The organism is Klebsiella sp. 141240, from assembly GCF_050600805.1.
In the GTDB taxonomy this organism is placed as follows: Bacteria; Pseudomonadota; Gammaproteobacteria; order Enterobacterales; family Enterobacteriaceae; genus Klebsiella; species Klebsiella aerogenes.
Genome location: NZ_JAQIRK010000008.1, coordinates 19,484 through 33,700 on the forward strand (window position 1 = coordinate 19,484; position 14,217 = coordinate 33,700).

14 protein-coding genes are annotated in these 14,217 nt (G+C 56.6%); 4 read left to right on the plus strand and 10 right to left on the minus strand.

Annotated features, from left to right (window positions below; translation table 11 throughout):
* Positions 1-6: 6 nt before the first annotated feature.
* The 4 genes from pabA to ppiA form a co-directional block, all read right to left on the minus strand.
* Positions 7-570 carry an aminodeoxychorismate synthase component 2 gene (pabA, locus tag PGQ95_RS15405; RefSeq protein WP_430918618.1) on the minus strand — a complete coding sequence of 188 codons (564 nt, stop codon included), beginning with the start codon at positions 568-570 and terminating at the stop codon, positions 7-9.
* A 32-nt stretch (positions 571-602) separates the two neighbouring features.
* Positions 603-1,205 carry a putative adenosine monophosphate-protein transferase Fic gene (locus PGQ95_RS15410; RefSeq protein ID WP_213794123.1) on the minus strand — a complete coding sequence of 201 codons (603 nt, stop codon included), beginning with the start codon at positions 1,203-1,205 and terminating at the stop codon, positions 603-605.
* Positions 1,195-1,362 (minus strand): YhfG family protein, encoded by a 168-nt coding sequence (locus PGQ95_RS15415; protein ID WP_087859080.1) that lies wholly within the window; start codon positions 1,360-1,362, stop codon positions 1,195-1,197. Before PGQ95_RS15415 ends, PGQ95_RS15410 begins: the two co-directional genes overlap by 11 nt.
* A 106-nt stretch (positions 1,363-1,468) precedes the next feature.
* Positions 1,469-2,038: a peptidylprolyl isomerase A gene (ppiA, locus tag PGQ95_RS15420; RefSeq protein ID WP_015369397.1), complete on the minus strand. Its 570-nt coding sequence runs from the start codon at positions 2,036-2,038 to the stop codon at positions 1,469-1,471.
* Between the two features lie 277 nt (positions 2,039-2,315).
* Between ppiA and tsgA the strand changes: the two genes are divergently transcribed.
* The gene (gene tsgA / locus PGQ95_RS15425; protein WP_213317293.1) at positions 2,316-3,494 is read left to right on the plus strand and encodes an MFS transporter TsgA; all 1,179 of its coding nucleotides are present in this window, start codon (positions 2,316-2,318) and stop codon (positions 3,492-3,494) included.
* On the opposite strand, the gene PGQ95_RS15430 is transcribed toward tsgA, so the two are convergent.
* The gene (locus PGQ95_RS15430) at positions 3,491-4,813 is read right to left on the minus strand and encodes a cytosine deaminase (protein WP_430914867.1); all 1,323 of its coding nucleotides are present in this window, start codon (positions 4,811-4,813) and stop codon (positions 3,491-3,493) included. The genes tsgA and PGQ95_RS15430 overlap by 4 nt on opposite strands.
* Before the next feature lie 215 nt (positions 4,814-5,028).
* Between PGQ95_RS15430 and nirB the strand changes: the two genes are divergently transcribed.
* The 3 genes from nirB to cysG all read left to right on the plus strand — a co-directional run bounded on the left by nirB (position 5,029) and on the right by cysG (position 9,421).
* Positions 5,029-7,572: a nitrite reductase large subunit NirB gene (gene nirB, locus PGQ95_RS15435; RefSeq protein WP_087859078.1), complete on the plus strand. Its 2,544-nt coding sequence runs from the start codon at positions 5,029-5,031 to the stop codon at positions 7,570-7,572.
* Positions 7,569-7,895, plus strand: coding sequence for a nitrite reductase small subunit NirD (nirD, locus tag PGQ95_RS15440; protein ID WP_015369393.1), 327 nt, complete (start codon positions 7,569-7,571; stop codon positions 7,893-7,895). The genes nirB and nirD overlap by 4 nt, the downstream gene beginning before the upstream one ends.
* Before the next feature lie 152 nt (positions 7,896-8,047).
* Entirely contained in the window at positions 8,048-9,421 is a 1,374-nt protein-coding gene (cysG, locus tag PGQ95_RS15445) for a siroheme synthase CysG (protein WP_430918621.1), read from the plus strand.
* A gap of 68 nt (positions 9,422-9,489) precedes the next feature.
* On the opposite strand, the gene trpS is transcribed toward cysG, so the two are convergent.
* The 5 genes from trpS to damX form a co-directional block, all read right to left on the minus strand.
* Positions 9,490-10,494 (minus strand): tryptophan--tRNA ligase, encoded by a 1,005-nt coding sequence (gene trpS, locus PGQ95_RS15450; RefSeq protein ID WP_015369391.1) that lies wholly within the window; start codon positions 10,492-10,494, stop codon positions 9,490-9,492.
* Positions 10,487-11,248 (minus strand): phosphoglycolate phosphatase, encoded by a 762-nt coding sequence (gene gph, locus PGQ95_RS15455; RefSeq protein WP_047048014.1) that lies wholly within the window; start codon positions 11,246-11,248, stop codon positions 10,487-10,489. The genes trpS and gph overlap by 8 nt, the downstream gene beginning before the upstream one ends.
* Positions 11,241-11,918, minus strand: a complete 678-nt coding sequence (gene rpe, locus PGQ95_RS15460; protein WP_015369389.1) for a ribulose-phosphate 3-epimerase — start codon at positions 11,916-11,918, stop codon at positions 11,241-11,243. The genes gph and rpe overlap by 8 nt, the downstream gene beginning before the upstream one ends.
* A 17-nt stretch (positions 11,919-11,935) precedes the next feature.
* Positions 11,936-12,763 carry an adenine-specific DNA-methyltransferase gene (dam, locus tag PGQ95_RS15465; RefSeq protein ID WP_015369388.1) on the minus strand — a complete coding sequence of 276 codons (828 nt, stop codon included), beginning with the start codon at positions 12,761-12,763 and terminating at the stop codon, positions 11,936-11,938.
* A gap of 79 nt (positions 12,764-12,842) precedes the next feature.
* Positions 12,843-14,147 (minus strand): cell division protein DamX, encoded by a 1,305-nt coding sequence (damX, locus tag PGQ95_RS15470; RefSeq protein WP_430918623.1) that lies wholly within the window; start codon positions 14,145-14,147, stop codon positions 12,843-12,845.
* Between the last annotated feature and the right edge of the window lie 70 nt (positions 14,148-14,217).

Here is a 14,217-nt window from a genome sequence, read left to right on the forward strand (position 1 = left end):
TACAAATCAGCGTTTAAGGAAGTTTTCCAGCAAGTGGTGTCCCTGTTCGCTAAGAATGCTCTCCGGGTGGAACTGCACGCCTTCGAGATCCCACTGGCGATGGCGGATACCCATGATTTCACCGCTGGCGCTGCGGGCGGTAACGATAAAATCATCGGGAAGAGTTGGCGGGTCGATAACTAATGAATGGTAGCGCGTAACGGTAAGCGGGTTGTTTAGTCCCTGAAAAACGCCCTCGCCGTTGTGCTCAATAAGCGACGTTTTACCATGCATGACCTGAGCGGCGCGCACGATGCTAGCGCCGAAGACCTGGGCGATGGCCTGATGACCCAGACACACGCCGAGCAGCGGGGTTTTTCCGGCATAGCGGCGGATAACGTCCAGCGAAATACCTGACTCATCGGGCGTGCAGGGGCCCGGCGAAATAACGATTTTCTCCGGCGCCAGCGACACTATCTCTGCCAGCGTTAACTCATCGTTACGCTTAACCAGCACCTCCGCTCCCAGTTCGCAAAAGTACTGGTACAGATTCCAGGTGAAAGAGTCATAGTTATCGATTAGCAGGATCATAGCGGCTCCGGAAAAAACAAAACCGGGCTATTCTACTCAGATTCCCGCGCTTCGCTCACCACTTTACGAAAGATCCGCTCCAGCGGCTCCGGGTCGCCCATCGCGCCCAGCTGGTTAGCCTGGCTCCACGCATCCGGATCGATGCCCCGCCAGTCGAGCAGGTAGCCGGCGTGAATGGCCAACTGTTCGAAGAAGATCCTTTGCGTCAGACCGTTACCAAGGCGGAACGGGTGCAGGACATTGATTTCGCCGTAGTACCAGCTCAGGCGCTCGACGAAGGTCTCCCAGGGTTGTTCACACAGATAGTCCTCTTCTTCCAGCTTGCGCATCAGCGCGTTACCCTCTTTCTCTATCCACGCGAAGTGGCAAAACGGCGTATCGCCCTGGTAGATATCGATCTCCCGCAGCTTACCCGCCCAGTCAAAGAGATCCTGATAAAGTTGCCGGTGAATGGCGCAGAGATGCGGTAAGCCGCGGCCGCGCGGGCCCAACGGGATCGTCGCCGCGCGCAGCGAAGTGAATTCCCAGACCGTTTGTTCCAGCCGTTGCGCCTGATGAATACCCAGCCGGTTGCGCAGCACATCCAACGCCGGATAGAGATAGGGGTCGCGGTCGTCGCCATATTTATCGCTCATGACGCCTCCTCAGCTCGACAATACGCGCCAGCGCTTCCTCAGCCGTCAGGCTAACCAGCGGTACCGTCGCGCCTTCAAGGCGTCGGCTGGCCTGAAAATTGGCATTGCGGGTCTGTTCCCAGAGCCGGGATTTTTGCTTATCGGTGAGTAAACGCATGGTCGCCTCCCTTATCGTCCCCTGTGTGCCACAAGTATAAGCAGCAATTTCAGGTTACGCAGAGAGGCAAGCTGGGCGCAGGCGGACCGCCCGCGCCAGAAGAGGGTTACGGCAGTACTTTCGCCGAGAGAATGACGACCGGTTTGGACGGAACATTTTGGTACGGGCCGACGTTGTGGGTCGGAACCTGAGAAATTTTGTCGGCGACGTCCATTCCCTTCACCACTTTACCAAATACCGCGTAGCCAAAATCGCGCTGGCCGTGGTCGAGGAAGGCGTTATCGGCCACGTTGATGAAGAACTGGCTGGTCGCGCTGTCCTGATCGGCGGTACGCGCCATGGCGATCGTTCCGCGGGTATTACGCAGGCCATTGTCGGCTTCGTTTTTAATCGGCGGGTTCGGCTGCTTTTGCTGCATCTGCTCATTAAAACCGCCGCCCTGCACCATAAAGCCCGGGATCACCCGGTGGAAGGTCGTGTTGTTATAGAAACCGCTGTTCACGTACTTCAGGAAGTTATCGACAGAAATCGGCGCCTTCTGGCTATTCAGCTCCAACTCGATGTTGCCAGCAGAAGTGGTCAGCAGTACGTGCGGGTCGCCCTTGGCCGCCATGGCGGGGGAGAATGCTGAAATGGCGAATACGGCAGCCATCGCCGCCAGAGTGGATTTGAGCATGGAAATTCCTTAACGGAGCAGAGTAAAAAGCAAGTGCCTTGATTCTAAAGAGCCTTTGCATAGCGGGCTAGCCTTTTACCTAATTTTACTTAGCTGAAACACTTGTTACGAACTGACTCAGGTGTGAGCAATCTTATTAATGTGATCAAAGTCACACAAAACCATGCAATAAGCTCTACATTTCAATATAAACGTTTGCCTTCATCACTTGAATGAATAAAATCTGTGCGCCCGGCGCAGCGTCAACGCGCTTTACCTATCTATTCACAGGCCTGTCATGACTAACAGCAATCGTATCAAGCTCACATGGATCAGCTTTTTCTCCTACGCCCTGACCGGCGCGTTGGTGATCGTCACCGGGATGGTGATGGGGAACATCGCGGATTATTTCCATCTGCCGGTGTCCAGTATGAGTAACACCTTTACCTTCCTCAATGCCGGTATTCTGATTTCTATCTTCCTCAATGCCTGGCTGATGGAGATCGTGCCGCTGAAAACCCAGCTGCGCTTCGGCTTTATCCTGATGCTGTTAGCTATCGCCGGGTTGATGTTCGGCCACAGCCTGACGCTGTTCTCCGCATCGATGTTCGTGCTTGGTCTGGTCAGCGGGATCACCATGTCGATCGGTACTTTCCTGATTACCCACATGTATGAAGGCCGTCAGCGCGGCGCGCGTCTGCTGTTCACGGACTCCTTCTTCAGCATGGCGGGGATGATCTTCCCGATGGTCGCCGCCGTTCTGCTGGCGCGCAGCATCGAGTGGTACTGGGTTTACGCCTGTATCGGCCTGGTCTACGTTGCTATTTTCGTGCTGACTTTCGGCTGTGAGTTCCCGGTGCTTGGCAACAAAGCGCTGGCGGAAAACAGCCAGCCGGTGGTGAAAGAGAAATGGGGCATCGGCGTGCTGTTCCTTTCCATCGCCGCGCTATGCTACATCCTCGGCCAGTTGGGCTTTATCTCCTGGGTACCGGAATATGCCAAAGGCCTCGGCATGAGCCTCGGCGACGCCGGTAAGCTGGTCAGCGATTTCTGGATGTCCTATATGATCGGTATGTGGTCGTTCAGCTTCATCCTGCGCTTCTTCGACCTGCAGCGCATCCTGACCGTTCTGGCGGGCCTGGCGACAATCCTGATGTATCTGTTCATCAATGGTTCGCCGGAGCATATGCCGTGGTTCATCCTGACCCTTGGCTTCTTCTCCAGCGCCATCTATACCTCGATCATCACCCTGGGCTCGCAGCAGACTAAAGTCGCTTCGCCGAAGCTGGTGAACTTTATTCTGACCTGCGGCACCATCGGCACCATGCTGACTTTCGTGGTGACCGGGCCGATCGTCGCGGCTAGCGGCCCGCTGGCCGCGCTGCACACCGCGAACGGACTCTATGCCGTGGTATTCGTGATGTGTCTGCTCCTTGGCTTCGTTTCCCGCCACCGTCAGAACGCATCGGCGCACTAAGCCTTAAGCCCCTTTGCTTCGGCAAAGGGGCTATTTTTGGTAAAAAACAACTCCTCGCCGCCTTTATCGGTCTGTATCCACGTCTGCGCCAGCTGCGTAGTTGCAATGACCCTTCCCTGACGAATTGACCAACGCACCGGCACCTGGCAGCGTACGGCTTCAAAACCGTTTTCAGCAGGCAGGATCACCAGATTGGCCGGGTTGCCGGTAGCAATGCCGTAATCATTGAGACCAAAGGTTCTGGCGCTGTTGTGGGTAATCAGCTGTAGACTGTCGTTAATCTGCTGATAGCCCATCAGTTGGCAAACGTGCAGCCCCATATGCAGCACCTGTAACATGTTGCCGGTTCCCAACGGATACCACGGGTCGAATACATCATCGTGGCCAAAACAGACATTAATGCCGGCCGCCATCAGCTCCTTGACCCGCGTCACGCCGCGCCGCTTCGGGTAGTCATCAAAGCGCCCCTGCAGATGAATATTGACCAGCGGGTTGGCGACGAAGTTAATGCCCGAGAGTTTTAACAGGCGGAACAGACGCGAGGTATAAGCGCCATTGTAGGAGTGCATCGCGGTGGTGTGGCTCGCGGTCACCCGGGGGCCAATTCCCTCTTTTAACGCCAGCGCGGCGACCGTTTCGACAAAGCGCGACTGTTCATCGTCAATTTCATCGCAGTGGATATCCAGCGGACGCTGGTATTTCTGCGCCAGACGGAAGGCGATATGCAGTGATTCCACACCATATTCACGAGTAAATTCGAAATGCGGGATCGCCCCAACCACATCGGCGCCCAGCCGTAACGCCTCCTCCAGCAAACTCTCACCATTGGGGTAGGATAAAATCCCTTCCTGGGGGAAGGCGACTATCTGCAAATCGACCCACGGCGCTACCTCTTGTTTGACTTCCAGCATCGCTTTCAGCGCGGTCAACGTTGGGTCGGAAACATCGACATGGGTGCGGACAAACTGGATGCCGTTAGCGATTTGCCAGCGCAGGGTTTTCCACGCGCGGGCTTTCACATCCTCATGGCTTAGCAGCGCTTTACGCTCGGCCCAACGCTCAATCCCTTCGAACAGCGTCCCAGACTGGTTCCAGTTCGGTTCTCCCGCCGTCTGCGTGGTATCAAGATGAATGTGCGGTTCGATAAACGGCGGAATGGCCAATCCGCCGCGGGCGTTAAGCACTTCGTAGCTTTCGCTGCGTGCCTCTCCCATCGGCGTGATGTCGCCGAATCGCCCTTTATCAATCGCAATCTGCCACAACCCTTCCCTCTTTGGCAGATGGACGTTCTGAATTAACCACAGCGGCGTTGTCGACATAGTTTGCTCCCCTGAAGATTGCTTATTTCTTCCGCTGTCTTTGTACACAAAAAGAACAGAACGGAAAAGCCTGATTTTTCCATCACTTAGAAAAATCATTATAAATCATGAATATACTCATTAAGTGGTAGGTAAGTTCTAAATTGATTTGTATCAATGAGTGTAGTAGCTGAATCGTTAAGGTAGGCGGTAATAGAAAAGAAATCGAGGCAAAAATGAGCAAAGTCAGAATCGCTATTATCGGTAACGGCATGGTCGGCCATCGCTTTATCGAAGAGCTTCTTGATAAGGCGCCTGCCGGACAATTCGACATTACCGTGTTCTGTGAAGAGCCGCGTATCGCCTATGACCGTGTCCACCTGTCGTCTTACTTCTCCCATCACACTGCGGAAGAGCTGTCGCTGGTACGCGAAGGTTTCTATGAGAAACACGGCGTCAAAGTACTGGTCGGCGAACGCGCGATTACCATCAACCGTCAGGAAAAGGTTATCCACTCCAGCGCTGGCCGTACCGTTTTCTACGACAAGCTGATTATGGCGACTGGCTCATACCCGTGGATCCCGCCGATTAAAGGCGCGGAAACCCAGGATTGCTTCGTCTATCGTACTATTGAAGATCTTAACGCCATTGAATCCTGCGCCCGTCGCAGCAAACGCGGCGCGGTGGTCGGCGGCGGCCTGCTCGGTCTGGAAGCGGCTGGTGCGCTGAAAAATCTCGGCGTGGAAACCCACGTGATCGAGTTTGCTCCGATGCTGATGGCCGAGCAGCTCGACCAGATGGGCGGCGAGCAGTTGAAGCGTAAGATCGAAAGCATGGGAGTGAAAGTTCACACCAGCAAAAACACCAAAGAGATCGTTCAGCAGGGTACCGACGCGCGCAAAACGATGCGCTTCGCCGACGGTAGCGAACTGCAGGTCGATTTCATCGTCTTCTCTACCGGTATCCGTCCGCGCGACAAGCTGGCTACCCAGTGCGGTCTCGCCGTCGCCCAGCGCGGCGGCATCATGGTCAACGATAGCTGCCAGACCTCCGACCCGGATATCTACGCTATCGGCGAATGCGCCAGCTGGAATAACCGCGTGTATGGTCTTGTCGCCCCGGGCTACAAAATGGCGCAGGTTACCGTTGACCATATCCTCGGCAACGACAATCTGTTCACCGGCGCCGATCTCAGCGCCAAGCTGAAGCTGCTCGGCGTTGACGTTGGCGGTATCGGCGACGCCCACGGGCGCACGCCGGGCGCGCGTAGCTACGTCTATCTCGACGAAAGCAAAGAAGTCTACAAACGTCTTATCGTCAGCGAAGATAACAAAACCCTGCTCGGCGCGGTACTGGTCGGCGACACCAGCGATTACGGCAACCTGCTGCAGCTGGTGCTGAATTCCATCGAGCTGCCGGAAAACCCGGATTCGCTGATCCTCCCGGCTCACGCTGGCAGCGGAAAGCCGTCTATCGGCGTGGATAAACTGCCGGACAGCGCGCAGATTTGTTCCTGCTTCGACGTCAGCAAAGGCGACCTGATCGCCGCTATCAATAAAGGCTGCCACACCGTGGCGGCGCTGAAAGCGGAAACCAAAGCCGGAACCGGCTGCGGCGGCTGTATTCCGCTGGTGACGCAGGTGCTCAACGCCGAGCTGGCGAAACAGGGTATCGAAGTGAACAACAATCTGTGCGAACACTTCGCCTACTCTCGCCAGGAGCTGTTCCACCTGATCCGCGTGGAAGGCATCAAAACCTTCGACGAACTACTGGAAAAACACGGTCAGGGCTACGGCTGTGAAGTCTGTAAGCCGACCGTCGGTTCCCTGCTGGCCTCCTGCTGGAATGAGTACATCCTCAAACCACAGCACACGCCGCTGCAGGACACCAACGATAACTTCCTCGCCAACATCCAGAAAGATGGCACCTACTCGGTTATCCCGCGCTCCGCAGGCGGCGAAATTACGCCAGAAGGCCTGGTTGCCGTCGGTCGCATCGCGCGCGAATTTAATCTGTATACCAAAATCACCGGCTCCCAGCGTATCGGCCTGTTCGGCGCGCAAAAAGACGACCTGCCGGAAATCTGGCGCCAGCTGATTGAAGCCGGCTTCGAAACCGGCCATGCGTACGCCAAAGCGTTACGTATGGCGAAAACCTGTGTCGGCAGTACCTGGTGCCGCTACGGCGTCGGCGATAGCGTCGGCTTCGGCGTGGAACTGGAAAACCGCTATAAAGGTATCCGTACCCCGCACAAAATGAAGTTCGGCGTCTCCGGTTGTACCCGTGAATGCGCGGAAGCGCAGGGTAAAGACGTTGGGATCATCGCCACCGAGAAAGGCTGGAACCTGTACGTGTGCGGTAACGGCGGGATGAAACCACGCCACGCCGATCTGCTGGCCGCGGACCTCGATCGCGATACGCTCATCAAATATCTCGACCGCTTTATGATGTTCTACATCCGCACCGCCGATAAGCTGACCCGTACCGCGCCGTGGCTGGACAACATGGAAGGCGGCATCGACTATCTGCGCAGCGTCATCATCGACGATAAGCTGGGCCTGAACGATCACCTTGAAGAAGAGCTGGCTCGCCTGCGCGCCGCTTTCGCCTGCGAATGGACCGAGACCGTCAATAACCCGGCGGCGCAGACGCGCTTCAAACACTTTATCAACAGCGACCAGCGCGACCCGAACGTTCAGGTGGTGCCGGAACGTGACCAGCATCGCCCGGCCACGCCCTATGAGCGCATCCCGGTCACGCTGGTGGAGGAAAACGTATGAGCCAGTGGGTAAACATCTGCAAAATTGACGACATCCTGCCGGCGACCGGCGTCTGCGCGCTGCTGGGGCAACAGCAGGTGGCTATCTTCCGTCCGTACCATGACGACAGAGTGTTCGCCATCAGCAATATCGATCCGTTCTTCAATGCCAGCGTGCTGTCCCGCGGGATTATCGCTGAGCATGACGGCGCGCTGTGGGTTGCCAGTCCGCTGAAAAAGCAGCGCTTCCGTCTCAGCGACGGGCTGTGCATGGAAGATGAGAGCCACTCCATCGCCCACTACGAAGCCCGTGTTAAAGATGGCAAAGTGCAGCTGAAAGCCTGATGCCGCATGGTTCCCTCCGCGCCGCGGGGGGAACCATATCATCAGCTTATGACCACTAATAAGTAGAGGCGGCAAAATTCATATCTCCGTGAATCCCTCTGCTGCTATGCTACGACCGCATTCCCATTCCCCCCTTGCCGTGAGGATCTGCCGTGGACCACTTACCTATTTTTTGCCAACTACGCGATCGCGACTGCTTGCTGGTCGGCGGCGGCGATATCGCTGAACGCAAGGCGCGTCTGTTGCTCGACGCAGGTGCCCGGTTAACGGTCAACTCACGCCGGTTTACTCCGCAGTTTCAGGTGTGGGCCGAGGAGCAAATGCTGACGCTGGCGCAGGGCGATTTTAATCCTGCGCTGCTCGATAACTGCTGGCTGGCGATCGCCGCCACCGACGATGATGTCGTTAATCAGCAGGTCAGCGAGGCCGCTGAATCACGGCGTATTTTCTGCAACGTGGTGGATGCGCCCCGTCAGGCCAGCTTTATCATGCCGTCAATTATCGACCGCTCGCCGCTGATGGTCGCCGTGTCTTCCGGCGGTACCTCGCCGGTGCTGGCGCGCCTGCTGCGTGAAAAGCTCGAATCGCTCTTGCCGCTGCATCTCGGACAAATCGCCCGCTATGCCGGGCAGCTGCGCTCAAGGGTGAAAAAACAGTTCGCTACCGTCGGCGAGCGCCGCCGCTTCTGGGAAAAACTGTTTGTTAACGATGGCCTCGCCCAATCGCTGGCGAACGATGATCGTCAGGCCGTTGCCGATACCACGGAACGATTATTGAATGAGCCGCTGGAACATCGCGGCGAAGTGGTGCTGGTTGGCGCCGGTCCGGGCGATGCCGGGCTGCTCACTCTCAAGGGACTGCAGCAGATCCAGCAGGCCGATGTGGTGGTTTATGACCGACTGGTCTCCGACGACATTATGAACCTGGTGCGCCGTGATGCCGATCGGGTGTTTGTCGGCAAACGTGCAGGCTATCACTGCGTGCCGCAGGAGGAGATTAACCAAATCCTGCTGCGCGAAGCGCAAAGCGGCAAACGTGTCGTGCGCCTGAAAGGCGGCGATCCGTTTATTTTTGGCCGCGGCGGCGAAGAGCTGGAGACCCTCTGCGCGGCAGGTATTCCGTTCTCGGTGGTGCCGGGGATCACCGCCGCCTCCGGCTGCTCGGCCTACTCCGGCATTCCGCTCACCCACCGCGATTTCGCCCAGGGCGTACGTCTAATCACCGGCCATCTGAAAACTGGTAGCGATCTCGACTGGCAAAATCTGGCGGCGGAAAAACAGACGCTGGTGTTCTATATGGGGCTAAACCAGGCGCCGGCGATCCGCGAAAAGCTGATCGCCCACGGCATGGCGGCGGATATGCCGGCCGCCATCGTCGAGAACGGCACCGCGGTCAACCAGAAGGTCGTCACCGGTACTCTGGATCGGCTGGATATTATGGCGCAGCAGATGGCCAGCCCGGCGTTGATTATCGTGGGCCGCGTTGTGGCGCTACGCGACAAGCTGAACTGGTTTTCTAACCATTAAGATAATGCGCTCTGGCAAAGACAAAAAAACCGGGATAATCCCGGTTTTTTTACCTTCAGCGAGCCTTATTACGGCTTAGCGACAAAGCCAATCGCTTCATATACCGCTTTCAGGGTCTTAGAAGCGTGCGCGCTGGCCTTCTCGGCGCCCTCTTTCATCACCTGATTAAGAAACGCTTCGTCGTTGCGGAAACGGTGATAGCGCTCCTGCAGCTCGGTCAGCATACCGGAAACGGCTTCGGCGACTTCGCCTTTCAGGTGGCCGTACATTTTACCTTCAAAGTGCTGTTCCAGTTCCGGAATGCTCTGGCCGGTGACGGCAGAGAGGATATCCAGCAGGTTGGAAACGCCCGCTTTGTTTTGCACATCGTAACGGACAACCGGCGGCTCGTCGGAGTCGGTCACCGCGCGTTTGATCTTCTTAACCACCGATTTCGGGTCTTCCAGCAGACCAATGACGTTGTTGCGGTTGTCATCGGACTTGGACATCTTTTTGGTCGGTTCCAGCAACGACATGACGCGCGCGCCGGACTTAGGAATAAACGGCTCAGGCACTTTAAAGATATCGCCATAGATAGCGTTAAAGCGCTGCGCGACGTCGCGGCTCAGCTCAAGATGCTGTTTCTGATCTTCGCCTACCGGTACCTGGTTGGTCTGGTACAGCAGGATGTCAGCGGCCATCAGTACCGGGTAGTCAAACAGACCAGCGTTGATGTTCTCGGCGTAGCGCGCGGACTTGTCCTTAAACTGGGTCATGCGGCTCAGTTCGCCGAAATAGGTGTAGCAGTTGAGCGCCCAGCCCAGCTGTGCGTGTTCCGGCACGTGAGACTGGACGAAAATGGTGCTCTTTTGCGGATCGATACCGCAGGCCAGATACAGCGCCAGCGTATCCAGCGTTGCTTTACGCAGGTTCTGCGGATCCTGACGCACGGTGATCGCGTGCTGGTCAACGATGCAGTAAATACAGTGATAGTCATCCTGCATGTTTACCCATTGACGCAGCGCACCCATATAGTTGCCAATGGTCAATTCACCTGAGGGCTGTGCGCCACTAAAAACGATGGGCTTAGTCATTTTTTAATTCCTGAGTTTCACTGTACGGTAGCCCAAGAGCGGGCAAGAGTTCATTAAATTGGTCAAAGATAAAATCCGGCTCGCTCAGCGCTATCGGCTCGCCGTAGTTGTAGCCGTAAGTCAGACCGATAGAGCAGCAACCCGCCGCTTTCGCCGCCTGAATATCATTGCGCGAATCCCCGACGAACAAGAGTTCGGCTGGCGTCAGAGAGAGCTTTTCCGCCACCAGCAGCAGCGGATCCGGATGCGGCTTTTTGTTCTTCACATCGTCGCCGCCGATCACCACGCTAAAGTATTTCGCGATATCCAGCGCCTCGAGCAAGGGCGCCACGAACGGCGTCGGTTTGTTGGTAACCAGCGCCAGCGGCAGGCCTTTTGCGTGCAGCGCGCCGAGCGTATCGGCCACTGCCGGGAACAAGAAACTGCCTTCTTCCGCCGCTTCGGCGTAATAGCGGTCGAACAGTTTACGCAAAACGCGTAGCTGTTCGTCTTGCGGTATATCATGATCGTCGACGGAAGGTTTCCCCATCGCCGCGCGTAACGTGGCGCGCTCCTGGCGAGCCCAGTTCAGCGCCCGCTCCATCAGGACGTCTGCGCCGTTGCCAATCCAGGTCACGACGCGCTCTTCACCTGCCACCGGCAGTTCCAGCGCGTAAAGCGCGCTATCAACGGCGGCGGTTAAACCCGGCGCGCTATCGACCAGCGTACCGTCCAGGTCAAATGCCACGCCGCGGATGGCCTGTAATTTATCCATGACTAACCTTCGCTAATTCACTGCGCATTTGATCAATAACTTTTTTGTAGTCCGGCTGGCCGAAGATCGCCGAACCGGCGACAAACATATCCGCACCGGCCGCGGCAATTTCACCAATGTTGCTGGCTTTCACGCCGCCATCGACTTCAAGGCGAATGTCGTAGCCGGATTGATCGATAAGCTGACGCACCTGACGCAGTTTTTCAAGAGTGTGCGGAATAAAGGACTGGCCGCCAAAGCCTGGGTTAACCGACATCAGCAGAATCACATCCAGCTTATCCATAACGTAATCGAGATAGCTCAGCGGCGTTGCCGGGTTGAATACCAGCCCCGCTTTACAGCCGTGCTCTTTGATAAGCTGCAGGCTGCGGTCGACGTGTTCAGAGGCTTCCGGGTGGAAAGTGATAATGCTGGCGCCGGCTTCGGCAAAATCAGGAATGATGCGGTCGACCGGTTTTACCATCAGGTGCACATCGATCGGCGCGGTAATGCCGTAGTTGCGCAGCGACTTCAGCACCATCGGGCCAATCGTCAGATTCGGCACGTAGTGGTTGTCCATGACGTCGAAGTGTACGACATCCGCGCCCGCCGCCAGTGCCTTAGCGGTATCCTCGCCCAAACGGGCAAAATCAGCCGACAGAATCGAAGGGGCAATCAAATACTGCTTCATCCGCATCTCCTTGAAATTTATTTGGTCTTCGGCGGACGGTACAGCGCTAATAGCTCGTCCACCTTTTTACGCGTACCACCGTTGCTGCTGATGCTGCGCCGAACCTTCACAATATGCGTTTCCGCCGCGTTTTTATACCACTCCTGCGTCAGCGGCGTGCGGTGGTTTGAGATAAGCACCGGGATCCGCTTTTTCATCAACGATTCCGCCTTTTTCGCCAGCAGTACCTGCTGATCAAGGTTGAAGCTGTTGGTGTGGTAGGCGGTAAAATTCGCCGTCGCCGTCAGCGGCGCGTACGGCGGATCGCAATAGACCACCGCCCGGCTATCGGCGCGCTTCATACACTCTTCATAAGATTCGCAGTAAAACTCGGCGTTCTGCGCCTTTGCGGCGAAGTGATAGAGCTCAGCCTCGGGGAAATAGGGCTTTTTGTAGCGGCCAAACGGCACGTTGAACTCGCCGCGCAGGTTGTAGCGGCACAGACCGTTGTAGCCGTGGCGATTCAGATACAGGAACAGCACCGCGCGACGCAGGGGATCCTGACTCTGGTTGAATTCATCACGGTACTGATAGTAACGCTCCGCGGCGTTGTTTTCCGGCGTAAACATCTCACGTGCGGCGCTGACGTATTCGTCGGTGCGCAATTTGACGATGTTATACAGGCCAATCAGATCGCTATTGATATCCGCGAGGATATAACGAGAAAAGTCGGTATTCAGGAATACCGACCCGGCGCCCACGAAGGGCTCAATCAAGCATTCACCTTCCGGCAAATGCTTTTTAATATCGTCGAGCAGGGGGTATTTCCCCCCCGCCCACTTCAGAAAAGCGCGATTCTTTTTCATGCTGCCTAACTAATTACACTTTCTCCGGCTGTGGAGAAATCGCTCCGACAGCATCCTGCGCTTAAGACTACTCGCGGCATTACTTCAGGTCAGCTTGTACCTGGTGCAGCGGTTTTGCCCATGGATTTTTCGCCTGAACATCCGCAGGGAGCGTGGCGACAGCACGTTTCGCTTCATCTTTCGAAGCGTAGATGCCGCTGACCAGCACATACCACGGTTGACCGTTGCGAGTCGTCTCATAGACAACATATTTTTCCAGCTTCTCTTTCTTCGCCCAGTTGTTCAGGTTGTTGTAGTTAGAGGAGCTGCTGAGCTGCAACGTATAGTTGCCAGACGGCGCAGACTTCATCGAGCCAACATCGCCAGCCGTTTTGCTGCCAGCCGCTGCGGTCGCTGCGGTCGCTGCGGTCGCTGCAGGCGCAGTGGCCACCGGGGCGGAGGTAGTGGCGGCAGGCGCAGTAGCCGTTGGCGCGGTTGTCGCAGCCGGTTTAGTCTGCGCAGTGGCGACAGGCTTGCTGGCGGTAGCCGCCGGCGCGCTCTCTACGTGTTTAGGTTTGGTTTCAACCGGCGCTTTGGCGGTAGCCTGCGGCTTGCTTTGCGGTTTCGGTTCAATCACCACCTGTTTACGCTCAGCAGGACGCGGCGTGGCGGCCGTCTGGCGTTCGGTCGTTTGACGCGGCGCGGCGCCATTACGCATCGGCGCAACGGTCGCAGGTTCGGTCGGTAAGGTGGAGTTAGCAACGGCGCTATCCAGTTGACCCTGCTGCTGAGTCAGCGCGTTATTCAGGTCGCCCTGAACTTCCACACGCTGCTGGCCCTGCGGCTCGGAGGCGGGTTGACCCTGAGTCGGATTGGAGGCGATCGGCGGCAGAGAAACGTCCTGCGGCTGTTGCTGGTTGGTGTTGCCCGCAGTTTGATCGGCCGGCTGCGCGGCATTGTTGTTCTGGTCAGCGGTCATGCTTTGATCGCCTGACAGGTTAACGCTCTTCTCACCAGAAGCGGATTCATTGGAAGAAGATGGCGATTTCAGCGCCGAACCCACGCCGACAATCAGCAGCAGGAGTACCAGCACCCCGACGCCCATCATGACATACTGGCGGGAAGCCGGTTTAGCAGGGGCCTTTTTGCGTTTACGCGGACGGCGTTCAACCTGCTGCTCTTCTTCTACTTCTTCTTCGGACTCGAGGTCCTCTTCGTACTCTTCTTCATCGCGTTCACGACGGGCTTTGTTCGCGCGCGTCGGACGGCCTTCATCGGCCTCAAGATCGAGATCGTCGAAATTGATCTGCGGATCGGCGTCACGCTCGGAAGACTGACGGGAACGACCAGCACGACGATCGTTGCGATCGGCTTTCATATCGTCTTCTGGTTTGAAATCATCCATTTAACACCCCACTAAAAGGCTTATGCTCACGATTATTGCATGTTGCCCGAAATGATAACGCCGCGCGGAC

Bases quoted from the DNA above. Each gene is read 5' to 3' on its own strand.
- tsgA (WP_213317293.1), top strand. From the start codon at position 2,316: ATGACTAACAGCAATCGTATCAAGCTCACATGGATCAGCTTTTTCTCC.
- PGQ95_RS15430 (WP_430914867.1), bottom strand. From the start codon at position 4,813: ATGTCGACAACGCCGCTGTGGTTAATTCAGAACGTCCATCTGCCAAAG.
- pabA (WP_430918618.1), bottom strand. From the start codon at position 570: ATGATCCTGCTAATCGATAACTATGACTCTTTCACCTGGAATCTGTAC.
- trpS (WP_015369391.1), bottom strand. From the start codon at position 10,494: ATGACTAAGCCCATCGTTTTTAGTGGCGCACAGCCCTCAGGTGAATTG.
- rpe (WP_015369389.1), bottom strand. From the start codon at position 11,918: ATGAAGCAGTATTTGATTGCCCCTTCGATTCTGTCGGCTGATTTTGCC.
- PGQ95_RS15415 (WP_087859080.1), bottom strand. From the start codon at position 1,362: ATGCGTTTACTCACCGATAAGCAAAAATCCCGGCTCTGGGAACAGACC.
- PGQ95_RS15410 (WP_213794123.1), bottom strand. From the start codon at position 1,205: ATGAGCGATAAATATGGCGACGACCGCGACCCCTATCTCTATCCGGCG.
- ppiA (WP_015369397.1), bottom strand. From the start codon at position 2,038: ATGCTCAAATCCACTCTGGCGGCGATGGCTGCCGTATTCGCCATTTCA.
- dam (WP_015369388.1), bottom strand. From the start codon at position 12,763: ATGAAAAAGAATCGCGCTTTTCTGAAGTGGGCGGGGGGGAAATACCCC.
- gph (WP_047048014.1), bottom strand. From the start codon at position 11,248: ATGGATAAATTACAGGCCATCCGCGGCGTGGCATTTGACCTGGACGGT.
- damX (WP_430918623.1), bottom strand. From the start codon at position 14,147: ATGGATGATTTCAAACCAGAAGACGATATGAAAGCCGATCGCAACGAT.
- nirD (WP_015369393.1), top strand. From the start codon at position 7,569: ATGAGCCAGTGGGTAAACATCTGCAAAATTGACGACATCCTGCCGGCG.
- nirB (WP_087859078.1), top strand. From the start codon at position 5,029: ATGAGCAAAGTCAGAATCGCTATTATCGGTAACGGCATGGTCGGCCAT.